Here is a 21,358-nt window from a genome sequence, read left to right on the forward strand (position 1 = left end):
GCTGGAAAGTGATGACTCGGAGGGCCAGCGGAGGGAGCGATCAGGACCTCAATCGTCTAAGTGGTTTAGCGACGATAGGGGTTGTGGGGGTTGCGGTCATGGCGGTTGGGTACGCCGTCACCATCCCTGTCCCAGCGGCTGGCGCGGTAGTCCCAGCGCTTGCCGTGCTGTACCCAGACGGGCTGGCGGTACACATAGCCGGGGCGGTTCTGCACCCAGTGGCCGGCGCGCCAGACATGGCGGTGGCCGCGCGGCTCCCAGTAACCAGGAGCCCAGACATAGCCACGGCGCGGAGCGGGTACGGCTTCATAGCGGACTGGGGGCGGTGCGTTGAACTGCACGTTCACATAGGTGCCCTGGCCGGCACCCGCCCAGTAAGCGCTTTGGGCCTGTGCACTACCGGCAAAGCCCAGCAAGGCGAGTGCGCCTGCGGCAGCGACGGTATGGATGGTGTTGCGGATTGTCAGCATATACGCCTCCTTCATGGGTAGCGGGTTGCCGGTGGTCCAGGCATCCCTTGGGCTCCATGTTGGAAGGCCAGCGTCAACCGTGGGTTGCCGCTGTGCGAAGTCTTGCAATCTTGTGTGTCTGCTTGGTGAAGAATGTATAAAACAGGCGGTTGATGCAGATGCAGCAAGCGCATTTAGCTACATATTTGGGAGTGACGGTCTACCTGCGCAAGGCCGCAAAGGCAGGCAGCTCCCATTTGCGCATGCCCAGCACCAGGGTGTAGCCCTCGATCTTGTTGGGGCCCAGGCGCTGATCCTGAAGATGCTGCTGCGAAAAGTCCTGACCGATGCGCTGAATGCGCTCCACGAAGCTGGGCGCAAGGCTGGGGGCGACGGAGCCATGCACCAGCAGCATGGTCTCGTCCTCGCCGGCAAAAGTGCCACCAAAGTAGTCCAGCACGGCGTTCTCGCGGAAGAAGTCCATCACCGGGCCGTTGGTCTGCCAGCGGAAGGTCTTGGCCAGGCGCAGCTTGTAGCGGTTGCCGGGACGCAGCTCGATGATGCCGATGCGGTCCAGCTGCGCCAGATAGCCGATGCCCTCGGGCTCGCTGATGCGGTAGGTGGCGACGATCTGCTCCAGCGTCCACTGGCTGAGCACGCAGATGGCCGTGAGCAGCAGCTTGCGGTCGGCAACCACGGCAACCTCCTGCTCGCGCGTGATCTGCTGCAGCAGCGGCCGGCTGTCGGCCACATTGCGCGCGAGGTCGGCAAAGTCCAGGTGCAGGGCGCGGCAGATCTCGTCGATGCGCGACAGCGGCATGTCGCCCTTGGCCAGCATGCGCTTGACGCTGGATTCGGCCATGTCTATGGCCTGGGCCAGGTCGGCATAGGTCATCTGCGCGGCCTTGAGTTCTTTCTTGATGGCGGTGACGAGATCGGCGGTCGTGCTCATGGTATCGGTTGGTAGTACTGGCAGTGCAGCGATATGGCGCAAGTTTAGAAGATCGATGCCGTTGAAGCGGCGGATTTTCATACTGCGCGGCAAACACACACAGGAAGCACCATGCAACTGCACAACTCACCGATCGCGGCCGTGGAAATGGCGAGCCCCGAGACCTCGGGCACGCTGGAGCAGCGCTTTGCCTTGTTTGGGGGCATGGCCTTGCTGTTCACGCTGGCGCTGCTGATGCCCGGCATGGCCCAGCCCGAGCACTATCACGCCTTTGCCGACCGGCGCGGCTGGCTGGGCCTGCCGCATGCGGCCGATGTGTTGAGCAATCTGGGGTTTGTGCTGGCCGGGTTGGCGGGCGGGCTTGCTCTGTGGCGTGCCGACTATCAGAAGCTCAATGGCACGGCGCGTGCCTTGTGCGCTCTGTTCTTTGCGGGCCTGCTGTGCTCGGGGGCGGGCTCGGCCTGGTACCACTGGGCGCCGCAGGACTCGAGCCTGGTCTGGGACCGGCTGGGCATGAGCCTGGCTTTCGCCGGCTTGCTGGGTCTGGCGGTGCAGACGCGCATTGACGACATCAGCGCCCGCATCACTGCCGCGATATTGCTGGTGGCGGCGCCCGTCAGCGTGGCAGTCTGGGCGCAGACCAGCAACGTGCTGCCCTGGGTGCTGGTGCAGGGCGGCGGCATGCTCATTCTCCTGTGGCTGGCTTTTGCGACGCCGCATCGTCATGCGCTGCCCGTAGGGCTGGGCTGGGTGATCGGTCTGTACCTCGTGGCCAAGCTGCTGGAGTTGTCGGACGGCGATGTATTTGATGTGACCGCGCACGCAATCTCCGGCCACAGTCTCAAGCACTGGGTGGCCGCCGCCGCAGCATGGCCTGTGCTGCGTGCCTTGCAGCAGTGGCGCGAGTCGTAATATTCATAGCGGCTGGCGCATGTTCATCAAGCGCCAGCGGCATAAAACCTACAAAAAAATCCGGGCAAGTTGGCACAATGCCAGCAGCGCCACAGGGAGAGATCCATGAATTCCACGCCGACCGTGCATACGGCCGCCGCTGCACAGCAGCATGCCCACCCTAACCAGTTTGCCCTGTTGGGCCAGCGCCGCTTTGCGCCGTTCTTTTGGACGCAGTTTGCCGGCGCGGGCAATGACAATCTCTTCAAGTTCGCCTTCACGGTGATGGTCACCTATCAGCTCAGCGTCTCGTGGCTGCCGCCTTCCATGGCGGGCCTGGTGATAGGTGCGCTGTTCACCCTGCCTTATCTGCTGTTTTCGGCCACTTCGGGCCAGCTGACCGACAAGTGGGACAAGACCCGCATGTTCCGTCTGGTCAAGAACCTCGAGATCGCCATCATGCTGATCGCGGCCTGGGGCTTCATCCAGGCCAATGTGCCGGTGCTGTTGCTGTGCGTGTTCCTCATGGGGCTGCACTCCACGCTGTTCGGCCCCGTCAAGTTTGCCTACCTGCCCCAGGTGCTCAACGACAGGGAGCTCACGGGCGGCAACGGCATGGTGGAGATGGGCACGTTTGTCGCCATCTTGCTGGGGCAGGTCGCCGGCGGCCTGCTGATCGCCGTGCCCGAGGTCGGTCATATGCAGGTGGCCATGGCCTGCGTGGCCGTCGCGGTCGTGGGCCGCATCTGCGCACAGTTCATTCCCCATGCGCCGGCCACCGATCCGGGCCTGGTGATCAACTGGAACCCGTTCACCGAAACCTGGCGCAACCTCCAGCTGGCGCGTCAGCAGCCCGTGGTGTTCCGCTCGCTGCTGGGCATCAGCTGGATGTGGTTCTTCGGCGCGGTGTTTCTCTCGCAGTTTCCCAGCTTTGCCAAGGAGGTGCTGCATGGCGACGAGCATGTGGCATCGCTGCTGCTGGTGATCTTCTCGGTGGGCATAGGCATTGGCTCGCTGCTGTGCGAGGTGTTCAGCCGTCGACAGGTGGAGATTGGCCTGGTGCCGCTGGGCGCGATCGGCATGAGCGTGTTCGCGATTGATCTGTTCTTCGCCACGCGTTCCCTGCCGCCCTCAGAGCTGATGGGCGTGAGCGCCTTTTTTGGAGAGCCCAGGCACTGGCGCGTGATGCTGGACCTGGGCCTGCTGGCGCTGTCGGCGGGCATCTACAGCGTGCCCATGTATGCGCTGATCCAGATGCGCAGCCAGCCCACGCACCGCGCGCGCATCATCGCGGCCAACAACATCCTGAACGCGCTGTTCATGATCGCTTCGGCCGTGCTGGCCGGTGCCCTGCTGGCCGCAGGCTGCAGCATTCCCCAGGTGTTTCTGATCACCGGCATCGCCAACGCCATCGTGGCGCTCTATGTGTTCCTGCTGGTGCCCGAATATCTGCTGCGGTTTGTGGCCTGGGTCATCACCCACTTTGTCTACCGCTTCAAGGTGCGTGGCGACGAGCATATTCCGCGCGATGGCGCGGCCGTGCTGGTCTGCAACCATGTGAGCTTTGTCGATGCCATCTTGCTCATGGCGGCCAGCCCGCGCCCCATCCACTTCGTGATGGATCACCGCATCTTTCAGACACCGGTGCTGGGCTGGTTGTTCAAGCTGGCCAAGGCGATTCCGATTGCATCCCACAAGGATGACCCAGCCACCTATGAGGCCGCGTTCGCACGTGCTGCCGAGGTGCTGCGCGAGGGCGATCTGCTGGCCATCTTCCCCGAGGGCGGCATCACCTCTGACGGCCAGCTGCAGCCGTTCAAGGGCGGCATCATGAAGATTCTCGACCACGCGCGAGACGACGGCCTGCAGGTTCCCGTCATTCCCATGGCGCTGACCAATCTCTGGGGCTCCTACTTCAGCCGCATCGAGCTGCGCGGCGGCAGGAATGTGGCCATGGTCAAGCCGCTGCGCCGCGGCCTGTTCAACCGTGTGGGGCTGGAGGTGGGCGAGCCTGTGGCGGCGGCTGCGGTCACGCCAGCCCTGCTGCAGCACAACGTGGCGGAACTGCTTAGGCGTTGAGGTTGGATGATCAGGGAGTGAGCCGGATATCACCCATGTAGGCAAGTCCTTCTCCATGGGTGTTGTCCGAGTCCGCCGAGACGGTGACGCCGATGATGGTGGGCATGGCCTGGGACTCGTCGCCAAAGGCGTGCAGATAGTCGGACGTCAGATTGCGCTGCTCCGTTACCCACTGGCCTTTGTGCGTGCTGCCGCTTTGCAGCACGATATAGCGCATGCGATGCGTGAACGCGTTGTGCATGACCGCCCCTGCGGGCTGCTTGTTGTCCCAGACATAGCACAGCGTCTCGGCCGGAATGTCCTCTCCAGTGCTGATTCTGCCCAGACGCAGCTTTGCCCGTTCGCCAAAGCTCAGCTGCGATTTGTCAAAGTCGAAGGACACGCAGAGCTTGAGCGCCGCATCGTCACCGGCTCTGGTTTTGATATCGGCCTTGTCGATCAGCTGATCCACGCGCCAGCGCCACTGCAGCTGCAGATCGGGCGCGCCAGCCAGGTGCAGGGCGTGCACCATATTGCCGTAGGCGTCCTGCGTGCTCACGCGCAGCACATGACCGCCATCCTGCTCCACCACATTGAATGCCGTCGGATTCTTGTTGGGCAGGGTGGCAAAGTGCCAGGGCCCGCCCAGCGGGCCCGGCGGCATCTGCGAAAAAGCGGGGATGCAGCTGCCCTGCGCCAGTGCCGAGACAGCTAGCGCGGACATGGCCGTGGCGAGCGCTGTCGCATGCCGGCTTTGCCGGCGTGAAGGTCTGTGCAGGGTGAAGGTCTGAGAGTGAAGCCGCATGGATTGCCTGATGATTTTTGAAAGTTGTGGGCGTGGGAGTGGGGCAAGATGTGCAAGCTGCAGCTGGATTGAGGGCTGGCAGCGGGCGGGAAGTATCGCTTTGCGATACTGCGAGACCTGCCGCTTGCTGATTTTGACAAAAAACAGGGCCGAAGTTTCGGGCGCATGGATGATTCGTTCGTCGCCGCATGCAAATCGCGGTCCATTTCAAAAACCACCGGGAGCCATTTGTGATCAACGTCCTGACCTTTATCCGTCCTCTTCGCAACAGCCTGTGCGCCCTGGGCGCGGCCTGTGCCTTGCTGGGCGGCAGTGCGGTCCACGCCCAGAGCGAAGCCTCTTTGGTGCTGTCGGCCCTGCCTGTGGCATCGGTGGTTGCAGTGGCATCGGGTGGCGCTTCGGAGGAAGTCGTGGCAATACCCCTGTTTCTGTCGGCGGCAGGTGCATCCGTGATCGTTGAGGCGGTGGAGGGCAGTGCCACAGGCGTGACCTATGTGCTCAAGAATGTGGCTGATGGCACTTCGGCCGTGGTCAAGGTCTCCGGCCAGGCCGCAGGTGCCCTGTCGGTCGGTGTGGGCACGGTGGTGGAGACCAGCGCCACGGCGGCCGGCGTGATTCTGTCCACTGCAGGCAAGGTGCTGGCCTTCATCCCCAATGAAATCGGCAAGGCGCTGATGCACAACGAGCGTCTGTAATTCAAGAAGCTGGAGGCTCGCATGATCAAGAAACCGACAAGCGTTGTACACGCCATGGCGCCCGCTCAACGCACTGGCATGCCCATTCCCGGCCCTGTGGTGCTGGCGCTGGGCGCCGCGCTGATTGCCTGGGCAGGCTCGGCAGAGGCTGGCCGCAGCTGTGAGGCCCGTCCGCTGACTGCCGATGTCATGGCCAAGGGGCTGAATCTGGCCGCGCGCACCGCCAAGGCACTGGATGCCGAGTTTCAGAAGAACGGCACCCAGGTCGTACTGCTGGCTCGGCAAGGGCAGGACTTGAGCAAATACGATCTCAAGTACTCGCACTATGGCTGGGCTTATAGAACACCCGCCGGCCCCTGGCGCGTGGCGCACAAGCTCAACGAGTGCGGCACTGCATCCGGCCATATCTACCGCCAGGGCCTGGGCGAGTTCTTTCTTGACGATATGTGGCGCTACGAAGCCGCCATTCAGATCCCGACGCCGGCGGTGCAGCAGGCCCTGCTCAAGTTCTTGAGCGCTCCCACGGTGCTGCGCCTGCAAAACGAGCCCTACAGCATGGTCAGCTATGTCTGGAGCAGCAAATACCAGCAGTCGAACCAATGGGCGACCGAGACGCTGGCCGCTGCCATGGAGCCGGCAACGATTCAGAACCGCGCACAGGCTCAGGCCTGGCTGCAGTCCAAGGGCTATGAGCCCAGCGCGCTCATCATTCGGGCGTTCTCGCGAATGGGCGGGCGCATGACGGCTGCCAATATCGCGTTTGACGATCATCCGAATGAAAAGCGCTTTGCCAGCCGCATAGAGACGGTGACCGTGGACTCCGTGGTCCAGTGGCTGCAGCGCACGCAAATGGCATCGGCCGTGCGTACTGTGCAGTGAATTTGAGTCTTGTTAGCTTCAAGGCCTTGCTAAGTATGCGCATGGCGCTACGTTTTTGGAGTAATTGAAAATGAGCAAGTCTCTGCGTTTGCCTGAGAAATGGTTTCGCCGCGGCCTCTGGCTGGTGGCGCTGGTGTTTGCCTTCTTCCTGATCGGTCTGGGTGGACTGGTGGTGGGCAATCTGCCGCAGCCTAATCGCTCGCTGGAGGTGGAGTCCTTTATTCCGCAGGCCGATGCACAGCGTGTGCAGGCCGAAATCGACCAGGCCCGGAAGACGGCCGGCGTGACCCAGAAGGCTTTGGACAGGGCTCAGCTCAAGTTCGATGCCGAGCGCGCGCGCTATCAGTCGGCGCGCGACACCTTTGACAACTGGGTCGCGACCCGCCGGGCGACGGAGCGCCCCGAGCAGGACGCCGAGCTGGTCGCGCGCAGCAAGGCGCTTGATGCGCTCAAGCAGGCCGAGGACATGGCCCGCCAGGAGCGCGAGAAAGAGGCACAGACCCATCTGGAGGCCAATCAGGCCGTCTCCAACGCCGAGGCGGAGCTGAGCAGTCTGCGCGAGCAGGCCTATCCCCAATATGAAGCCGCCATGCGTGCCAGCGAACTGCGCGTGTTTCTGTTCCGCCTGGCCATCACCCTGCCCCTGCTGGGTGTGGCGGGCTGGCTGTTTGCCAAGAAGCGCAAGAGCACCTGGTGGCCCTTTGTCTGGGGCTTCATCTTTTTTGCGCTGTTCGCCTTCTTTGTCGAGCTGGTGCCTTACCTGCCCGACTACGGCGGCTATGTGCGCTACATCGTGGGCATTTTGGTGACGGTGCTGCTGGGTCGATATGCCATTTTGGCGCTCAACCGCTATCTGGAAAAGCAGAAGCTGCAGGAGTCCTTGCCCGAAGAGCAGCGCCGTGAGGAGCTGAGCTATGACGTGGCGCTGGAGCGTCTGTCCAAGAATGTGTGCCCGGGCTGCGAGCGTCCAGTGGATCTCAAGAACACCGAGATCGACTTCTGCCCCCATTGCGGTATCGGCCTGTTCGACCATTGTGGCAGCTGCAATACCCGCAAGAGCGCGTTCTCACGCTTTTGTCATAGCTGTGGCGCTGCAGCCAGCAAGACGCTGCCGCGTCCCGACACGGCGGTGGCGGCACCGCTCGCATCCGGCTCTGGCGAGCTCGGATGACCGTGGGCCGGGCTACCGGCTGGTCGGGGGCGCAGTGGCGTGTCGCACTCAGCGAAGCTGCGCCGCGACGCAATCGCGCCCGGCGGCCTTGGCCTCATACAAAGCCTGGTCTGCCTGCTGCAGCAGCAGGTCCAGGCTTTGATGCGCTTGCAGTCGGCTGGTATGGACCAGGCCTATGCTGACCGTGGCGCTCATCATCTTGTCATCCATGCACACGCGCAGCTCCCGGATGGCGCGATTGATGCGCTTGGCGATCTCCTGGGCAGCGGTTGCGTCCACCTTGGGTAGAGCCACGGCGAACTCCTCGCCTCCCATGCGGCCCACGATGTCCTGAGCGCGCAGCACCTGGGTCAACGTCTGGCTGAAGCTGCGCAGCAATTGGTCGCCTCCCGCATGGCCGAAGCTGTCGTTGATCTGTTTGAAATGGTCGAGATCCAGCATCAGAATGGCGAAGGGCTGGCCATCCTGGCGGCAACGCTCCAGTATTCTTTGCCCCTGCTTCATGAAGGCACCGCGTGCCAGCATATCGGTCAGAAAGTCGTGGTTGACGGCATGACTGAGCTTTTGCATCAGCTCGTTGCGCGCCATATGCGATCCTGCCACCGCAAGTGGGCCCAGCACCAGCATGCATAGCCCCACGCGCAATGACAAAGTCTCCAGAAAATGTGCGGGTGTGAATTCAAGCGTGCCCAGCGAAATGAAAATGATGCTGCTCAGGCAATGTGTTGCCGTGATCAGAGTCAGACTGAAGATGCGATAGCTCAGCGCGCACCATATGAGAGCCGGCAGCGAGAACGCCAGCGAGCCGGGACCTTTGATCCAGTAGCTGATGGCTTCCAGCGCAATGACAGACAGCAAAGGCAGGATGCGGCGCAAGGGGGAGGGCTCGCCCAGATGCCCAACTGGCTGCTTGCGTGTCGGCCAGGCCAGGACAATGGGCAAAAACATCATGTAGTTCAGCCATTCGCTGCTCAGCCACATGGAAAAGGCCTGCCAGTGCGGCGTCCCGAAAACGGCGCTCAGCACCGGCGCTCCCAGCAGTGCGGCCGTCAGTGCGCCCAGGCCGCTGCCCACAAACAGCAGCAGCGCGGAGGACTGGCGTTGCATGAACAAAGTGGCATGGCGCTGCCTGTGCATCAGCGCCCAGGCCGCGCCCACACCGGCCATATTGGCGAGGCTCAGCAGGATTGCCACATCGAGCCGGCTGCCTGTGAGCAGATCGGCTGCGATATAGGCTGCCGAAATCGCCAGCACCGAGCTCGGGCGCAGCCAGTCAGGGCGGTGCAGCAAAAGGCCCAGCAGCAGTGCGTTTGCGGGCCAGATCGCCGAGAGAAATCCAGTGGGGCGCCCCAGTATGCCCAGCAAGGCGGCGAGAAACACCAGGCTCCCAAGCCCGAGCGCCGCTGCCCATGTCCTGGGGGCAGCGGTCTGCAGCAGCGGCGTTGGCTTGGATGCGGAGGCTTCGGTCATGAGAGAGGGGCCGCGAGCGTTTCGTGGAGCTTTCTTCAGTGGCTCTTTGGGAATTCGATCTCAATCGCCAAAAGTGCCTGTTGTTGCCGTCAAATGTTGTGGTTTTAACAAAAACATACAGAAAAGTGATTGCCGAAGCAGCGAAATTGACGATGTTTTTCATTTGCCGGACTCCAGGCATACGGGATGTCAACCGCCGAATGAAAAAAGCCAGAGACTCGCTCTGGCTTTTGGGAGGTTCTGCTGCGGCAGACGATGGGTGGCTCAGACCCCGCGTGCGCGGTCGGCCTTGAATTGGGCGCGGAACTGTGCAAAAGTGCCGGCGTCCAGGGCGTTGCGGATTTCCTGCATCAGGTTCAGGTAATAGTGCAGATTGTGGATGGTGGTGAGCATGGGACCCAGCATCTCGCCGCAGCGGTCCAGGTGATGCAGATAGGCGCGGCTGAAGCCGTCGCGACCGCCATCGTCCCAGCTCACGCCGCTCTTGCCCGCGCAGGCGTGGCAGGTGCAGGTGGTGTCTATGGGCTGGTGATCCACCTTGTGGCGAGCGTTGCGGATCTTCAGATCGCCGTAGCGCGTGAAGATGGTGCCGTTGCGCGCATTGCGGGTAGGCATCACGCAGTCAAACATGTCGACGCCGTCGGCCACGCCTTGCACCAGGTCCTCGGGTGTACCAACGCCCATCAGGTAGCGCGGCTTGTTGGCGGGCAGCAGATGCGGCGTGTGGGCCATGATCTCCAGCATCTCGTCCTTGGGCTCGCCCACAGAGACGCCGCCCACGGCATAGCCGGGGAAATCGATTTCCAGCAGACCCTGCAGCGATTCCTCGCGCAGATTGGTGTACATGCCGCCCTGGACGATGCCGAACAAGGCATTGGGGTTCTCCAGGCGCTGAAACTCCTCCTTGGAGCGCTTGGCCCAGCGACGGCTCATCTCCATGGACTTGCGCGCTTCGGCTTCGGTGGTCTTCTTGCCGTTGGTTTCGTAGGGCGTGCACTCGTCGAGCTGCATGACGATGTCCGAATTCAGAATCGTCTGGATCTGCATGCTGACCTCGGACGACATGAACAGCTTGTCGCCGTTCACGGGGCTCTGGAAATGCACGCCTTCCTCGGTGATCTTGCGCATGGCACCCAGCGACCAGACCTGGAAGCCCCCCGAGTCGGTCAGTATGGGCTTGTCCCACTTCTCGAAGTCGTGCAGACCGCCAAAGGACTTCATGATGTCCAGGCCAGGACGCATCCACAGATGGAAGGTGTTGCCCAGGATGATCTGTGCGCCCATTTCTTCGAGGCTGCGCGGCATCACGCCCTTGACGGTGCCATAGGTGCCCACGGGCATGAAGATGGGGGTCTGGACCTTTCCGTGGTTAAGCGTCAAGGTGCCACGGCGCGCGTGGCTGGTCGGGTCGGTCTTGAGAAGGTCAAACTGCAGCATAGCCGGCTATTTTCCCAGATGCCCGCAAGCACTGCTGCAATAGCCGGTGCTTGCCCCAGATTCGCAACCCGTCTTTGCAGCCTGCGCCTACACTGGTGCGCAAGACGAACAGGAGGTTGCCATGCTCAAGATCATGATTGCGGTGGATGGATCGGATGTCGCACTTGAGGCCGTACGTCACGGCATCAAGCTTTTACAGAGCGGACTGGATGCTCACTTTGTGATAGCTCATGTGCAGAAGGAGGCCACGCTGCTGGAGCTTGCAACCACAGATTCAGACCTGATTGCCAACGCCAGCATCGAAGCCGGCATGGATCTGGTGGCGCCTGCACAGGATCTTCTCAAGGAGGCCGGGGCCTCCTATGAAGTGGAGATCAGCCTGGGCGAAGAGGCCAATACCCTGATCGATATTGCCGAGAGCAATGAATGCGACCAGATCATCATCGGTGCCACGGGCCAGAGCGGCCTGGGCAGCATTCTGATCGGCTCGGTCTCACGCGAGGTGGCCAGACACAGTCGGCTGCCGGTGACGATTGTGAAAATGCCCGAGGTGACCGAGGCGGATGACAGCTCCGCTGAAGAGGCTGAATCCTGATTTGATGGCGCTCTGCGCTTGATTAATAAGAGCTGGCGGAGATTGGAGTGGAAATCAGGCAGCCTGGCGCTGCTGGCCGGACTCACGTCTTTGCCAGCTGTTGCGGCTGCCTGCACGATGGGCTGCAAATTTGCCATGTGGCATGTTTGCCAGACGCGTCAGCATCCAGCGGCAATAGCCTTGCACGCTCAGGCATTTGTTGATTTCTTCTTCGGGCAGCGGGCCGGAGACCACGACCAGCCGGTTTGCGCCTTCCCAGTCTCCTGCCATGCGCAGACGGCGCTGCGCGCCCATGGCCCAGGAGTGAATGCGGGTGGGGTGACCATGCTGGTGCACGCGACCGGTGATCCGGTCAAACGCGATGGCGACCAGCTCGGTCTTGAGGCGATAGGGGCGCTCTCCCGTGATGGCGTTGGGCGCATCACGCATGTCGTAGAGATAGTAGAACCCGGACTTGAGCCGATATCGCAGATGCAGTAAATCCATGAACCATGCCCCCAAGCCTGTGTCACGCAGGATTGCGTGCAGGGCATTCTCCATGAAATTGTCACAAAACGGTGTTTTTTCGGGCTCAGGCACTATCTGGCGAGCTCAGCACCTGCCTGAGCTTGCCCAGTTGCTCGTACAGATCACTGGCGTTTTTGCTGCCCAGTGGAGTCAGCAACTGCTCAAGCCATAGCTCATGCGCGGCAGCCATGGCCTTGAACTGCTTTTTGCCCGTGCGGGTCAGGCGCACGATCATGGAGCGGCGGTCTTCCTCGTCAGCCACGCGCTCCACCCAGCCTTCGGCCACCAGTTGATCGGTCAGTCCGGTCACATTGCCGCCGGTCACCATCAGATATTCCGACAGGGTCTTCATGCGCAGACCTTTGGGAAAGCGGCTGAGCTGTGCCAGGTAGTCAAAACGAGGCAATGTCGTGCTGAATTCTGTGCGTAGCTGGCTGCGAATGACTTGCTCGATCTGTGTGCTGCAGGTCAGAAGGCGCAGCCACAGGCGCACGGCCTGATGGTCGGAGTGGGACAGGCCCGCCTCGCGTCCCGGGGCTTCGGGCATGTCGATGGAAAAATCCGGATTGTGTTGGGCCATGGTTGGCATGGTGCGCAAACTAGAGTGCTTTGGGTTCAGGGTTTGGCCGGATTTTAGTGAAAATTTCATGCATTAATAATTTAGGTATAAAGTAATTTTTGAAAAGCCAGGAACGGATCACTGTCATGAAAATTGTCTGCATAGGTGGTGGCCCCGCCGGCTTGTACTTCGCTTTGCTGATGAAGCAGATGAGCCCTGCGCATGAGGTGACGGTGGTGGAGCGCAACAAGCCCTACGACACCTTTGGCTGGGGCGTGGTTTTCTCCGATGCCACCATGGACAATATGCGCGACTGGGACCCGGTGACAGCCGCGCAGATCGAGCAGGCTTTCAACCATTGGGACGATATCGAGTTGCTATTCAAAGGGCGCAAGATTCGCTCCGGCGGGCATGGTTTTGTGGGGATTGGCCGCAAGCATCTGCTCAATATCCTGCAAGCGCGTTGCGAACAGCTGGGTGTGAACCTGGTGTTCGAGACCGATGCGCAAAGCGACGAGGACTATCCGGATGCCGACCTGGTGATTGCCTGCGATGGCGTGAACTCGCGCATCCGCAGCAAATACGCCGACATCTTCAAGCCCAATATCGTCACCCGCCCCAATCGCTATATCTGGCTGGGCACGAACAAGGTCTACGAGGCATTCACCTTTGACTTCGTGCGCACGCCGCATGGCTGGTTTCAGGCGCATATCTACAAGTTCGACGACAAGACCTCAACCTTCATCGTGGAGACCACGGAGGAATGCTGGAAAGCCAGCGGCCTCGACACCGCCGATCAAGAGCAGTCCATTGCCTTCTGTGAAAAGCTGTTCGCGGACAATCTTCAGGGCGAGAAACTGATGACCAATGCCCGCCATCTGCGCGGCTCGGCTTGGATCAATTTTCAGCGCGTGGTCTGTGACCAGTGGTGGTTGAAAAACCCCAAGGGCAGCCATGTGGTGCTGATGGGCGATGCCGTGCATACGGCACATTTCGCGATTGGCTCAGGAACCAAGCTGGCGATCGAGGATGCGATCGAGCTGGCACGCCAGTTCAAGCAGCGGGGTGATGCGGCTGGGCATATTCCCGAGGTGCTGGCGGCCTATCAGGAAGCGCGTCGCGTTGAGACGCTGCGCATTCAGAACGCAGCCTGGAATGCGATGGAGTGGTTCGAGGTCTGCGGCCAGCGCTATTGCGACCAGCTGGAGCCCGAGCAGTTCATGTACTCCATGCTCACGCGCAGTCAGCGCATCAGCCATGAGAACCTGCGCCTGCGTGATGCGCAGTGGCTTGGCGGCTATGAGAAATGGCTGGCCGAAAGAGAGGGGGTCGCGGTCGCTGCCAAGGCGCCGCCGCCCATGTTTCTGCCCTATACCCTGCGCGGCCTCACGCTGAAGAACCGTATCGTGGTCTCACCCATGGCGCAGTACTCTGCGGTTGATGGCGTGCCTGGTGAGTTTCACCTCGTTCACCTGGGTGCGCGTGCGCTCGGTGGTGCAGGTCTGGTGTTCGCCGAGATGGCATGTGTCAGCCCCGAGGGGCGCATCACGCCCGGCTGCCCGGGTACTTATAGTGCTGGGCAAAAGCAGGCCTGGAAACGCATCAGCGACTGGATTCACGCCAACACCGATGCCAAGTTCGCCATGCAGATCGGCCATGCGGGTGCCAAGGCCTCGACGCGGCTGGCCTGGGAAGGTACGGATCTGCCGCTGGAGCAGGGCAACTGGCCCATCATGGCCGCGTCGGAGCAGCAATATCTGCAGGGAGTGAGCCAGATCTCCAGGGCCATGACACGCGCCGACATGGATGAGGTGCTGCAGCAGTTTGTGCATGCTGCGCACATGGCGGCCGACATCGGCGTGGACTGGCTGGAGCTGCACTGCGCGCACGGCTATCTGCTATCCAGCTTTATCTCGCCGCTGACCAACCAGCGCAGTGATGAATACGGCGGCAGCCTGGAAAACCGTCTGCGCTTCCCGCTGGAAGTGTTCAAGGCCATGCGTGCCGTTTGGCCTCAGGACAGGCCCATGTCCGTGCGCATTTCTGCCCATGACTGGGTGCCGGGCGGCATCACGCCCGAAGATGCGGTGCAGATTGCCAAGGCCTTCAAGGCTGCGGGTGCCGACCTGATCGACTGCTCGTCGGGGCAGGTCAGCAAGCTCGAAAAGCCGGTGTTCGGCCGCATGTATCAAACCCCGTTTGCCGACCGCATCCGACAGGAGGCTGGCATTGCCACCATGGCTGTGGGAGCGATCAGCGAGGCCGATCATGCCAACAGCATCATTGCCGCAGGGCGTGCCGATCTGTGCGCGATTGCCAGACCGCATCTGGCCAATCCGGCCTGGACGCTGACCGAGGCCGCCAAGATTGGCTACACGCCTATCGTCTGGCCCAAACAATACTTCCAGGGCAAGCGCCAGATGGAAGCCCTGTTCGAGCGCGAGAAAGCGCAGCAAGCCGCAGCCAAATGAAACACTCCCCGAGTCGGCTCGCGCCTTCCCCCGCTCTCAACCCGCGAAGACGCAGCCCACACTGCGGGGCGGTCCCTTTTCTGCTGCCGCGGGCTGGAGTGCGCCAGTTTTGTGGGCCAGCTGTCTGGAGAGTTCAATGACAGGCGATCTGAACGATCAACATGCGCTGGTGACGGGCGCGGGCCAAGGCATTGGCGAGGCGATTGCACGCCAGTTGCTGGAGCAGGGCGCTCGCGTCACGGTGCTGGGGCGTCGCGCCGAGCCGCTGCAGAAACTGGTGCAAGAGCACCCCGTTCAATGCAAGATGGTGCTGGCCGATGTGGCGGATGAATCACAGGTGAAAACGGCGTTTGAAAAGGCAGCGGCTGCGCAAGGTGCTATCAATATCCTGATCAACAACGCAGGTCAGGCCGGCAGTTCACCGTTCATGAAAATGGATGCCGCGCATTGGCAGCAGATGCTGGCAGTCAATCTCAGCGGCACCATGTACTGCATTCAGCAAGTGCTGCCGGCCATGTTGGCATCAGGCCGGGGTCGCATCGTCAATATGGCCAGCACGGCAGGACTGGTGGGCTATGCCTATGTCGCGGCCTATGTAGCGGCCAAGCATGGCGTGGTGGGCCTGACGCGAGCCCTGGCGCTGGAGTACGCCAAGACCGGGATCACCGTCAACGCCGTCTGCCCCGGCTATACCGAAACCGAGATTGTCAAAACCAGCATTGACCGCGTTGTAGCCAAGACCGGCCGCACACCAGAGCAGGCAATGGCTGAGTTCGTCAAATCCAACCCCCAAGGCCGCCTGGTACAGCCGCACGAGGTGGCTGACGCCGTGCTGTGGCTATGTGGTCGAGGCGCATCAAGTATTACCGGGCAAGCCATAGCCGTCGCTGGTGGCGAAGTCATGTGACCCGGATTTTTGGAGACAGACATGAGTGAATATGCAATCGATCCAGCGCTGCAAGCTGGCAATCACAAGCTGCTGGCGGGCTATAGGGCCACGCATTTCCAGTGGCAGGTGACAGATGGCGTGGGAACCATCACTCTCAATCGTCCGGAGCGCAAGAATCCGCTGACGTTTGATTCCTACGCCGAGCTGCGCGACCTGTTTCATCAGCTCAAGTGGGCGCAGGATGTGAAGGCCGTGGTGCTGGTCGGCGCGGGCGGCAACTTCTGCTCGGGTGGTGATGTGCATGAAATCATCGGTCCGCTGGTCGCGCTCAAGGCTCCCGAGCTGCTGATGTTCACCCGCATGACGGGCGAGCTGGTCAAGACCATGCGGGCCTGTCCGCAGCCCATCATTGCGGCAGTCGATGGGGTGTGCGCGGGTGCTGGGGCCATCATGGCCATGGCCTCGGACATGCGCCTTGGCACTGCGCGCAGCAAGACTGCGTTCCTGTTCAACCGCGTGGGGCTGGCGGGCTGCGATATGGGAGCCTGCGCCATGCTGCCGCGCATCATTGGCCAGGGCCGTGCGAGTGAGTTGCTCTATACGGGACGCAGCCTGGGCGGCGAGGAGGGCGAACGCTGGGGCTTCTTCAACCGTCTGTGTGAGCCCGAGAGCTTGCCGGCCGATGCGCAGAAGCTGGCCGCCGATCTGGCCGCCGGGCCCAGCTTTGCCAACGGCATCACGAAGACCATGCTGCACCAGGAATGGGCCATGACGATTGAGCAGGCGATTGAAGCCGAAGCGCAGGCCCAGGCGCTGTGCATGCTGACCGAGGATTTCTCGCGTGCCTATCACGCGTTCGTCGCCAAGCAAAAACCGGTCTTTCAAGGAAACTGACATGGCAGACACCAGCTATCTGAAGTGGCCTTTTTTCGAGCCCCATCACGCACGTCTGACACAGTCGCTGGATGCCTGGGCAAGGCAGAGCATTGCACATGCGCATGGCCCCGATGTGGATGCCGAATGCCGCAAACTGGTCAAGTCCCTGGGCGAGGCTGGCTGGCTGCGTCATGCGGTTGCGGGCACGGCCTATGGCGGTGCCGCAGAGCATATTGATACAAGAGCCATCTGCCTGATCCGGGAGACTCTGGCGCGTCATAGCGGGCTGGCCGACTTTGCGTTTGCCATGCAGGGTCTGGGCTCGGGGGCGATTTCTCTGGCGGGCAGCGAGGAGCAGAAAAAACGCTATCTGAGCCTGGTGGCCAGGGGCGATGCGATCTCGGCCTTTGCGCTGTCCGAGCCCGACGCCGGCTCGGACGTGGCGGCCATGGCCTGCGAGGCCAGGCTGGAAGGTGATCACTATGTGATCAACGGCGAAAAGACCTGGATTTCCAACGGCGGCATCGCCGACTTCTATGTCGTTTTTGTGCGTACCGGCGAGGCTGCCGGCTCGCACGGCCTGTCCGCGCTGATTGTGGACGCCGACACATCGGGCTTCGAAGTGGCCGAGCGCATCGACGTCATCGCACCGCACCCGCTGGCGCGTTTGAAGTTTTCGAACTGCCGCGTACCTGCCGCTCAGCGCGTTGGCGTGGCGGGCGAGGGCTTCAAGGTGGCGATGCGCACGCTCGATGTGTTCCGCACCTCGGTGGCCGCCGCATCGCTGGGCTTTGCGCGTCGTGCCATGGATGAGGCCTTGCAGCGCGCGACCAGCCGCAAGATGTTCGGCGGCGTGCTGGCCGATTTCCAGCTCACCCAGGCCAAGCTGGCGCAGATGGCCACGCAGATCGACAGCGCGGCGCTGCTGACCTATCGCGCAGCTTGGTTGCGCGACCAAGGCGAGAACGTGACACGGGAAGCCGCCATGGCCAAGATGACGGCGACCGAAAACGCCCAGCAGGTGATCGATGCCGCCGTGCAGATCTGGGGCGGCCTGGGCGTGGTCAGCGAGCAGCCCGTGGAGCGCCTTTACCGGGAGATTCGCGCCCTGCGCATCTACGAAGGCGCGACCGAGGTGCAGCAGCTCATCATCGGTCGTGACCTCATCAAAAACCATGGCTGAAAGCGCTCACCCCAAAAAGAACATCAGCCTGTTTTGGCCAAAAGGAGTGTGAGTCATGTCGTACACCGCGCATATCGATACCTTTGCTGCCGACAACCTGCCGCCACCCGAGCAGCAGCCCGAGTTCATTTTCGAGCTGCCCGAGCTGCGGTTCCCCGAGCGCCTGAACTGTGCCGTGGAGCTGCTGGATAGACATGTGAGCGAGGGGCGCGGTGATCGCCTGTGCATTCAGGCCGAAGGCCTGCGCTGGAGTTATGCGGATCTGCAGCTCAAGGCCAATCGCATCGCCAATGTGCTGACGCAGGAGCTGGGATTGCAGCCCGGCAATCGCGTGTTGCTGTGCGCACCCAACAACCCCATGATGGTGGCCTGCTGGTTTGGCGTCATCAAGGCCGGGGGCATTGCCGTGGCCGCCATGCCGCTGCTGCGGGCCAAGGAGCTGTCCACCATCATCGACATAGCGCAAGTCAGCCATGCGTTGTGCGATGCGGCGCTGCGCACCGAGGTACAGGGCGCACAGGAAAAAACCAGCACGCTCAAGGCCGTGCGCTATTTCAACAGTGTGCAAGCCGATGCACTGGAGCGCCTGATGGAGCAGGCGGGCGATGACTTCCAGGCCGTGGAAACCGCCGCGACCGATACTTGCCTGCTGGGCTTCACCTCGGGCACCACGGGCGTGCCCAAGGCCACCATGCATTTTCATCGTGATGTGATGGCGGTCTGCGCCTGCTGGCCCGTGCATACGCTGCGTGCCAATGCCGACGATGTGTTCATAGGCAGCCCGCCGCTGGCATTCACCTTCGGGCTGGGTGGGCAGGTTCTGTTTCCGATGTCCATCGGTGCCAGCATGGCCTTGCTGGAGAAAGCCGGCCCCGTGCAACTGGTCGATGGCATTGAGCGATTTGGTGCCAGTGTGGTGTTCACGGCGCCTACGTCCTACCGTGTGATGGCCCAGCAGGGCGAGCGCATCCGCCGCACCCGGTTGCGCAAATGCGTGTCGGCGGGCGAGGCCTTGACCGCCTCCACACGAGCGCTGTGGAAGGAGGCGACCGGTATTGAGATCATTGACGGTATCGGCTCCACCGAGATGCTGCACATCTTCATCTCGCACCGCGAAGAGGAGGCTCGTCCCGGTGCCACCGGCAAGGCCGTGCCCGGCTATCGTGCCAAGGTGGTGGATGATGCGGGGCTCGAGGTACCGCCCGGCACCGTGGGCAGACTGGCCGTGCAGGGACCCACGGGATGCCGCTATCTCAACGACAGCCGTCAGGCCAAGTATGTGAGCCGGGGCTGGAATCTGACGGGCGATGCCTATCTGATGGATGTCGATGGCTATTTCGTTTATCAGGCACGCACCGACGACATGATCATCTCGGCCGGATACAACATCGCCGCGCCTGAAGTCGAAGAAGCCCTGATGCAGCACGGTTCTGTGGCGGAATGCGCGGTGATTGGCGTGGCTGACAGCGAGCGAGGCCAGATCGTCAAGGCTTTTGTGGTGCTGCGTGCCGGCCATGTGGCCAGCGATGCCATGGTCATGGAGCTGCAGGACTTTGTGAAGAGCCAGGTCGCACCCTACAAATATCCACGGGCCGTACAGTTCGTCGATCAACTGCCACGCACGGCCACGGGCAAGTTGCAGCGCTTTCGCCTGCATCAAACCTGATTGCTATGTTTTTAAAAAAGCTGCACGCGCTGATTGAAAAGCGCTGCAGGCAGATTTTGCTGAAGGAGCTGTTTGGGTATGAATGAAGTGGCAATGGCTTCAAAACGCTTTGTGACGCAGTCGCCGATTCGTTTTGCGCACTGCGATCCGGCGGGCATCATCTTCTTTCCGCAGTATCTGGTGCTGTTCAACGGGCTGGTCGAAGACTGGTTCAACCACGCACTTGGCCTGAGCTATGCGGACATGGTGCACAAGGACAAGGTGGGTCTGCCCATCGTGCACCTGGAGTGCGATTTTCGCGCCATCACCCGCATGGGTGAAACTGTGGCGCTGGGCCTGTCGGCTGCCAAACTGGGCAATCGTTCGCTGACACTCGATGTGGACTGCACAGGCCCTGACGGACAGCTGCGTGTGAGGGCGCAGAAAGTGCTGGTCTTCACCAGTCTTCAAACCCATCAGGCCATCACTGCGCCGCAACATATCCGCCACGCAATCGAGCGTTGGCAAAGTTCATCCAATCCAACAGAAAACAGGAGTTGAACATGCAAGTACTGCTGCCTCCGGGCTGGCCTCGGCCCAAGGGATATGCGAATGGCGTAGCCGTCAGCGGCCGCCAGATCTATGTGGCCGGCATGATTGGCTGGGACGCCGAGGGCCGGTTTCATACCGACGACCTCGCGGCGCAGGCCAGACAGGCTCTGCACAATATCGTCGAGGTGCTGCAGGCCGGTGGAGCCAGGCCCGAACATATCGTGCGCATGACCTGGTACATCACCGACAAGAAGGAATATCTGGCACAGCAGGCCGAGATCGGCAAGGCCTATCGCGAGCTGATTGGTTCATTCAACGTGGCCATGACGGCCGTGCAGGTGGCGGCCTTGATCGAGGACCGGGCCAAGGTGGAGATCGAGGTGACGGCAGTCGTGCCCGACTGATTGGCAATCTGCACACGCATAGCCGCTGGGCCTTGGGCGCAGTGGTTTTTTTACGGCTGCTGCCTTTGCAGTTTTACCGTGGTGCAGCGCGGTTTGCATAGGGGCGGCAGAGGCTGAGCTATCCTCAGGCCCAAGGAGCTGCCCTCCAGCCGTTGCAAACCCGCTGTTTTGTGAGATGCCATGAAACCGATATTTGACCCGTACCGACGCCATGTCCTTCAAGGCATGCGTGCCGCAGCATTGCTGACGGGTGGCGCCATGCTGCTAAGTGCCTGTGGCAAGAAGACACCCAAGGCCGCTGCCGTTCCTGCCGGTGCTACCGTGCTGGCGCTTGGAGACTCCTTGACGCAAGGTGTTGGCGCCAATGCAGATGCCGGCTACCCCAGCCTGCTGGCCGAGCGCACGGGCTGGAAGGTGGTGAATGCCGGTGTTTCGGGCGAGACCAGCAAACAGATTGCGGACCGTCTGCCGGGGCTGCTCGATGAGCACAGGCCATCGTTGGCAATTCTGTGCGCGGGTGGCAACGACTGGCTGCAGCGCAGGAGCGAGCAAGTTGTGCAAGGCGAGATCACGCGCATGCTGCAGCTGTGCAAAGCAAGGGCGACGCCCGTGCTGCTGGTGGCCGTGCCGGAGCTGAGCCTGGGTGCCGCGCTGACGGGGCGCATGAAGGATCACTCCATCTACCAAACCTTGGCCAAGGAAAACCGGGTGGCATTGCTGCCCGATGCCTGGAGCGAGGTGCTGGGCAATAGTGCCTTGCGCGCCGATCAGGTGCATGCCAATGCCGCAGGCTATGCGCGGTTCACCGAACTACTGATGGCTCAAGCCCGGGCTTCTGGTTTTCTGGCGTAAATCACGGCTCGGCCCAGC

General features: G+C 61.8%; 21 protein-coding genes. 14 read left to right on the top strand and 7 right to left on the bottom strand.

The features are described 5' to 3' along the window. Window positions 1–65: 65 nt before the first annotated feature. Both QYQ99_RS13100 and QYQ99_RS13105 read right to left on the bottom strand, forming a co-directional pair. The gene (locus QYQ99_RS13100; protein ID WP_302093006.1) at window positions 66–470 is read right to left on the bottom strand and encodes a YXWGXW repeat-containing protein; all 405 of its coding nucleotides are present in this window, start codon (window positions 468–470) and stop codon (window positions 66–68) included. 199 nt (window positions 471–669) lie between these two features. Further along, window positions 670–1,401, bottom strand: coding sequence for a helix-turn-helix domain-containing protein (locus QYQ99_RS13105; RefSeq protein ID WP_302093007.1), 732 nt, complete (start codon window positions 1,399–1,401; stop codon window positions 670–672). Between the two features lie 111 nt (window positions 1,402–1,512). Between QYQ99_RS13105 and QYQ99_RS13110 the strand changes: the two genes are divergently transcribed. Together QYQ99_RS13110 and QYQ99_RS13115 are read left to right on the top strand one after the other, a co-directional pair. After that, window positions 1,513–2,313 (top strand): hypothetical protein, encoded by an 801-nt coding sequence (locus QYQ99_RS13110; RefSeq protein WP_302093008.1) that lies wholly within the window; start codon window positions 1,513–1,515, stop codon window positions 2,311–2,313. A gap of 105 nt (window positions 2,314–2,418) precedes the next feature. Beyond that, window positions 2,419–4,371, top strand: coding sequence for an MFS transporter (locus QYQ99_RS13115; RefSeq protein ID WP_302093009.1), 1,953 nt, complete (start codon window positions 2,419–2,421; stop codon window positions 4,369–4,371). A 10-nt stretch (window positions 4,372–4,381) separates the two neighbouring features. Here QYQ99_RS13115 and QYQ99_RS13120 read toward each other — a convergent pair whose 3' ends face one another. Then, entirely contained in the window at window positions 4,382–5,074 is a 693-nt protein-coding gene (locus tag QYQ99_RS13120) for a DUF3047 domain-containing protein (RefSeq protein WP_302093010.1), read from the bottom strand. 269 nt (window positions 5,075–5,343) lie between these two features. Here QYQ99_RS13120 and QYQ99_RS13125 point away from each other — a divergent pair, with 269 nt between their 5' ends. The 3 genes from QYQ99_RS13125 to QYQ99_RS13135 all read left to right on the top strand — a co-directional run bounded on the left by QYQ99_RS13125 (window position 5,344) and on the right by QYQ99_RS13135 (window position 7,900). Further along, window positions 5,344–5,850, top strand: a complete 507-nt coding sequence (locus QYQ99_RS13125) for a hypothetical protein (RefSeq protein WP_302093011.1) — start codon at window positions 5,344–5,346, stop codon at window positions 5,848–5,850. Between the two features lie 21 nt (window positions 5,851–5,871). Then, entirely contained in the window at window positions 5,872–6,729 is an 858-nt protein-coding gene (locus QYQ99_RS13130) for a DUF2145 domain-containing protein (protein ID WP_302093012.1), read from the top strand. A 70-nt stretch (window positions 6,730–6,799) separates the two neighbouring features. Next, window positions 6,800–7,900: a serine endopeptidase gene (locus QYQ99_RS13135; RefSeq protein ID WP_302093013.1), complete on the top strand. Its 1,101-nt coding sequence runs from the start codon at window positions 6,800–6,802 to the stop codon at window positions 7,898–7,900. A 48-nt stretch (window positions 7,901–7,948) separates the two neighbouring features. Here the strand turns inward: QYQ99_RS13135 and QYQ99_RS13140 are convergent, their stop codons facing one another. Next, on the bottom strand, window positions 7,949–9,370 hold the full coding sequence (locus QYQ99_RS13140) for a GGDEF domain-containing protein (protein WP_302093014.1): 1,422 nt from the start codon (window positions 9,368–9,370) through the stop codon (window positions 7,949–7,951). A 264-nt stretch (window positions 9,371–9,634) separates the two neighbouring features. Continuing rightward, a complete protein-coding gene (gene tgt, locus QYQ99_RS13145) occupies window positions 9,635–10,807 on the bottom strand; it encodes a tRNA guanosine(34) transglycosylase Tgt (protein WP_302093015.1) in 1,173 nt (390 codons plus the stop codon). Between the two features lie 121 nt (window positions 10,808–10,928). Between tgt and QYQ99_RS13150 the strand changes: the two genes are divergently transcribed. Further along, entirely contained in the window at window positions 10,929–11,402 is a 474-nt protein-coding gene (locus QYQ99_RS13150; protein WP_182285434.1) for a universal stress protein, read from the top strand. Between the two features lie 54 nt (window positions 11,403–11,456). Here the strand turns inward: QYQ99_RS13150 and QYQ99_RS13155 are convergent, their stop codons facing one another. Continuing rightward, on the bottom strand, window positions 11,457–11,879 hold the full coding sequence (locus tag QYQ99_RS13155) for a hypothetical protein (RefSeq protein WP_302093169.1): 423 nt from the start codon (window positions 11,877–11,879) through the stop codon (window positions 11,457–11,459). 94 nt (window positions 11,880–11,973) lie between these two features. Continuing rightward, complete coding sequence (locus QYQ99_RS13160) at window positions 11,974–12,498, bottom strand: MarR family winged helix-turn-helix transcriptional regulator (protein WP_409812159.1); 525 nt, start codon at window positions 12,496–12,498, stop codon at window positions 11,974–11,976. A gap of 116 nt (window positions 12,499–12,614) precedes the next feature. Here QYQ99_RS13160 and QYQ99_RS13165 point away from each other — a divergent pair, with 116 nt between their 5' ends. The 8 genes from QYQ99_RS13165 to QYQ99_RS13200 all read left to right on the top strand — a co-directional run bounded on the left by QYQ99_RS13165 (window position 12,615) and on the right by QYQ99_RS13200 (window position 21,340). Beyond that, entirely contained in the window at window positions 12,615–14,939 is a 2,325-nt protein-coding gene (locus QYQ99_RS13165) for a bifunctional salicylyl-CoA 5-hydroxylase/oxidoreductase (RefSeq protein WP_302093016.1), read from the top strand. A 136-nt stretch (window positions 14,940–15,075) separates the two neighbouring features. Then, the gene (locus QYQ99_RS13170) at window positions 15,076–15,846 is read left to right on the top strand and encodes an SDR family NAD(P)-dependent oxidoreductase (RefSeq protein WP_302093017.1); all 771 of its coding nucleotides are present in this window, start codon (window positions 15,076–15,078) and stop codon (window positions 15,844–15,846) included. A gap of 21 nt (window positions 15,847–15,867) precedes the next feature. Beyond that, complete coding sequence (locus QYQ99_RS13175; RefSeq protein ID WP_302093018.1) at window positions 15,868–16,722, top strand: enoyl-CoA hydratase family protein; 855 nt, start codon at window positions 15,868–15,870, stop codon at window positions 16,720–16,722. A 1-nt stretch (window position 16,723) separates the two neighbouring features. Next, on the top strand, window positions 16,724–17,887 hold the full coding sequence (locus tag QYQ99_RS13180; RefSeq protein WP_302093019.1) for an acyl-CoA dehydrogenase family protein: 1,164 nt from the start codon (window positions 16,724–16,726) through the stop codon (window positions 17,885–17,887). Between the two features lie 55 nt (window positions 17,888–17,942). Continuing rightward, on the top strand, window positions 17,943–19,553 hold the full coding sequence (locus tag QYQ99_RS13185) for a benzoate-CoA ligase family protein (protein ID WP_302093020.1): 1,611 nt from the start codon (window positions 17,943–17,945) through the stop codon (window positions 19,551–19,553). 78 nt (window positions 19,554–19,631) lie between these two features. Beyond that, window positions 19,632–20,093, top strand: coding sequence for an acyl-CoA thioesterase (locus tag QYQ99_RS13190; protein WP_302093021.1), 462 nt, complete (start codon window positions 19,632–19,634; stop codon window positions 20,091–20,093). A gap of 2 nt (window positions 20,094–20,095) precedes the next feature. Beyond that, window positions 20,096–20,488, top strand: coding sequence for a RidA family protein (locus QYQ99_RS13195; protein WP_182285441.1), 393 nt, complete (start codon window positions 20,096–20,098; stop codon window positions 20,486–20,488). A 180-nt stretch (window positions 20,489–20,668) separates the two neighbouring features. After that, window positions 20,669–21,340: a GDSL-type esterase/lipase family protein gene (locus tag QYQ99_RS13200; RefSeq protein WP_302093022.1), complete on the top strand. Its 672-nt coding sequence runs from the start codon at window positions 20,669–20,671 to the stop codon at window positions 21,338–21,340. Window positions 21,341–21,358: the final 18 nt, after the last annotated feature.

The organism is Comamonas testosteroni (assembly GCF_030505195.1).
Classification (GTDB): domain Bacteria; phylum Pseudomonadota; class Gammaproteobacteria; order Burkholderiales; family Burkholderiaceae_C; genus Comamonas; species Comamonas testosteroni_G.

What these genes read in the sequence shown, in the direction of transcription:
- QYQ99_RS13195 (WP_182285441.1), top strand. Translation starts at nt 20,096, where the DNA reads ATGCAAGTACTGCTGCCTCCGGGCTGGCCTCGGCCCAAGGGATATGCG.
- QYQ99_RS13185 (WP_302093020.1), top strand. Translation starts at nt 17,943, where the DNA reads ATGTCGTACACCGCGCATATCGATACCTTTGCTGCCGACAACCTGCCG.
- QYQ99_RS13125 (WP_302093011.1), top strand. Translation starts at nt 5,344, where the DNA reads ATGCAAATCGCGGTCCATTTCAAAAACCACCGGGAGCCATTTGTGATC.
- QYQ99_RS13120 (WP_302093010.1), bottom strand. Translation starts at nt 5,074, where the DNA reads ATGTCCGCGCTAGCTGTCTCGGCACTGGCGCAGGGCAGCTGCATCCCC.
- QYQ99_RS13165 (WP_302093016.1), top strand. Translation starts at nt 12,615, where the DNA reads ATGAAAATTGTCTGCATAGGTGGTGGCCCCGCCGGCTTGTACTTCGCT.
- QYQ99_RS13105 (WP_302093007.1), bottom strand. Translation starts at nt 1,401, where the DNA reads ATGAGCACGACCGCCGATCTCGTCACCGCCATCAAGAAAGAACTCAAG.
- QYQ99_RS13190 (WP_302093021.1), top strand. Translation starts at nt 19,632, where the DNA reads ATGAATGAAGTGGCAATGGCTTCAAAACGCTTTGTGACGCAGTCGCCG.
- tgt (WP_302093015.1), bottom strand. Translation starts at nt 10,807, where the DNA reads ATGCTGCAGTTTGACCTTCTCAAGACCGACCCGACCAGCCACGCGCGC.
- QYQ99_RS13130 (WP_302093012.1), top strand. Translation starts at nt 5,872, where the DNA reads ATGATCAAGAAACCGACAAGCGTTGTACACGCCATGGCGCCCGCTCAA.
- QYQ99_RS13160 (WP_409812159.1), bottom strand. Translation starts at nt 12,498, where the DNA reads ATGCCAACCATGGCCCAACACAATCCGGATTTTTCCATCGACATGCCC.
- QYQ99_RS13110 (WP_302093008.1), top strand. Translation starts at nt 1,513, where the DNA reads ATGCAACTGCACAACTCACCGATCGCGGCCGTGGAAATGGCGAGCCCC.
- QYQ99_RS13200 (WP_302093022.1), top strand. Translation starts at nt 20,669, where the DNA reads ATGAAACCGATATTTGACCCGTACCGACGCCATGTCCTTCAAGGCATG.
- QYQ99_RS13135 (WP_302093013.1), top strand. Translation starts at nt 6,800, where the DNA reads ATGAGCAAGTCTCTGCGTTTGCCTGAGAAATGGTTTCGCCGCGGCCTC.
- QYQ99_RS13140 (WP_302093014.1), bottom strand. Translation starts at nt 9,370, where the DNA reads ATGACCGAAGCCTCCGCATCCAAGCCAACGCCGCTGCTGCAGACCGCT.
- QYQ99_RS13115 (WP_302093009.1), top strand. Translation starts at nt 2,419, where the DNA reads ATGAATTCCACGCCGACCGTGCATACGGCCGCCGCTGCACAGCAGCAT.
- QYQ99_RS13100 (WP_302093006.1), bottom strand. Translation starts at nt 470, where the DNA reads ATGCTGACAATCCGCAACACCATCCATACCGTCGCTGCCGCAGGCGCA.
- QYQ99_RS13170 (WP_302093017.1), top strand. Translation starts at nt 15,076, where the DNA reads ATGACAGGCGATCTGAACGATCAACATGCGCTGGTGACGGGCGCGGGC.
- QYQ99_RS13180 (WP_302093019.1), top strand. Translation starts at nt 16,724, where the DNA reads ATGGCAGACACCAGCTATCTGAAGTGGCCTTTTTTCGAGCCCCATCAC.
- QYQ99_RS13175 (WP_302093018.1), top strand. Translation starts at nt 15,868, where the DNA reads ATGAGTGAATATGCAATCGATCCAGCGCTGCAAGCTGGCAATCACAAG.
- QYQ99_RS13150 (WP_182285434.1), top strand. Translation starts at nt 10,929, where the DNA reads ATGCTCAAGATCATGATTGCGGTGGATGGATCGGATGTCGCACTTGAG.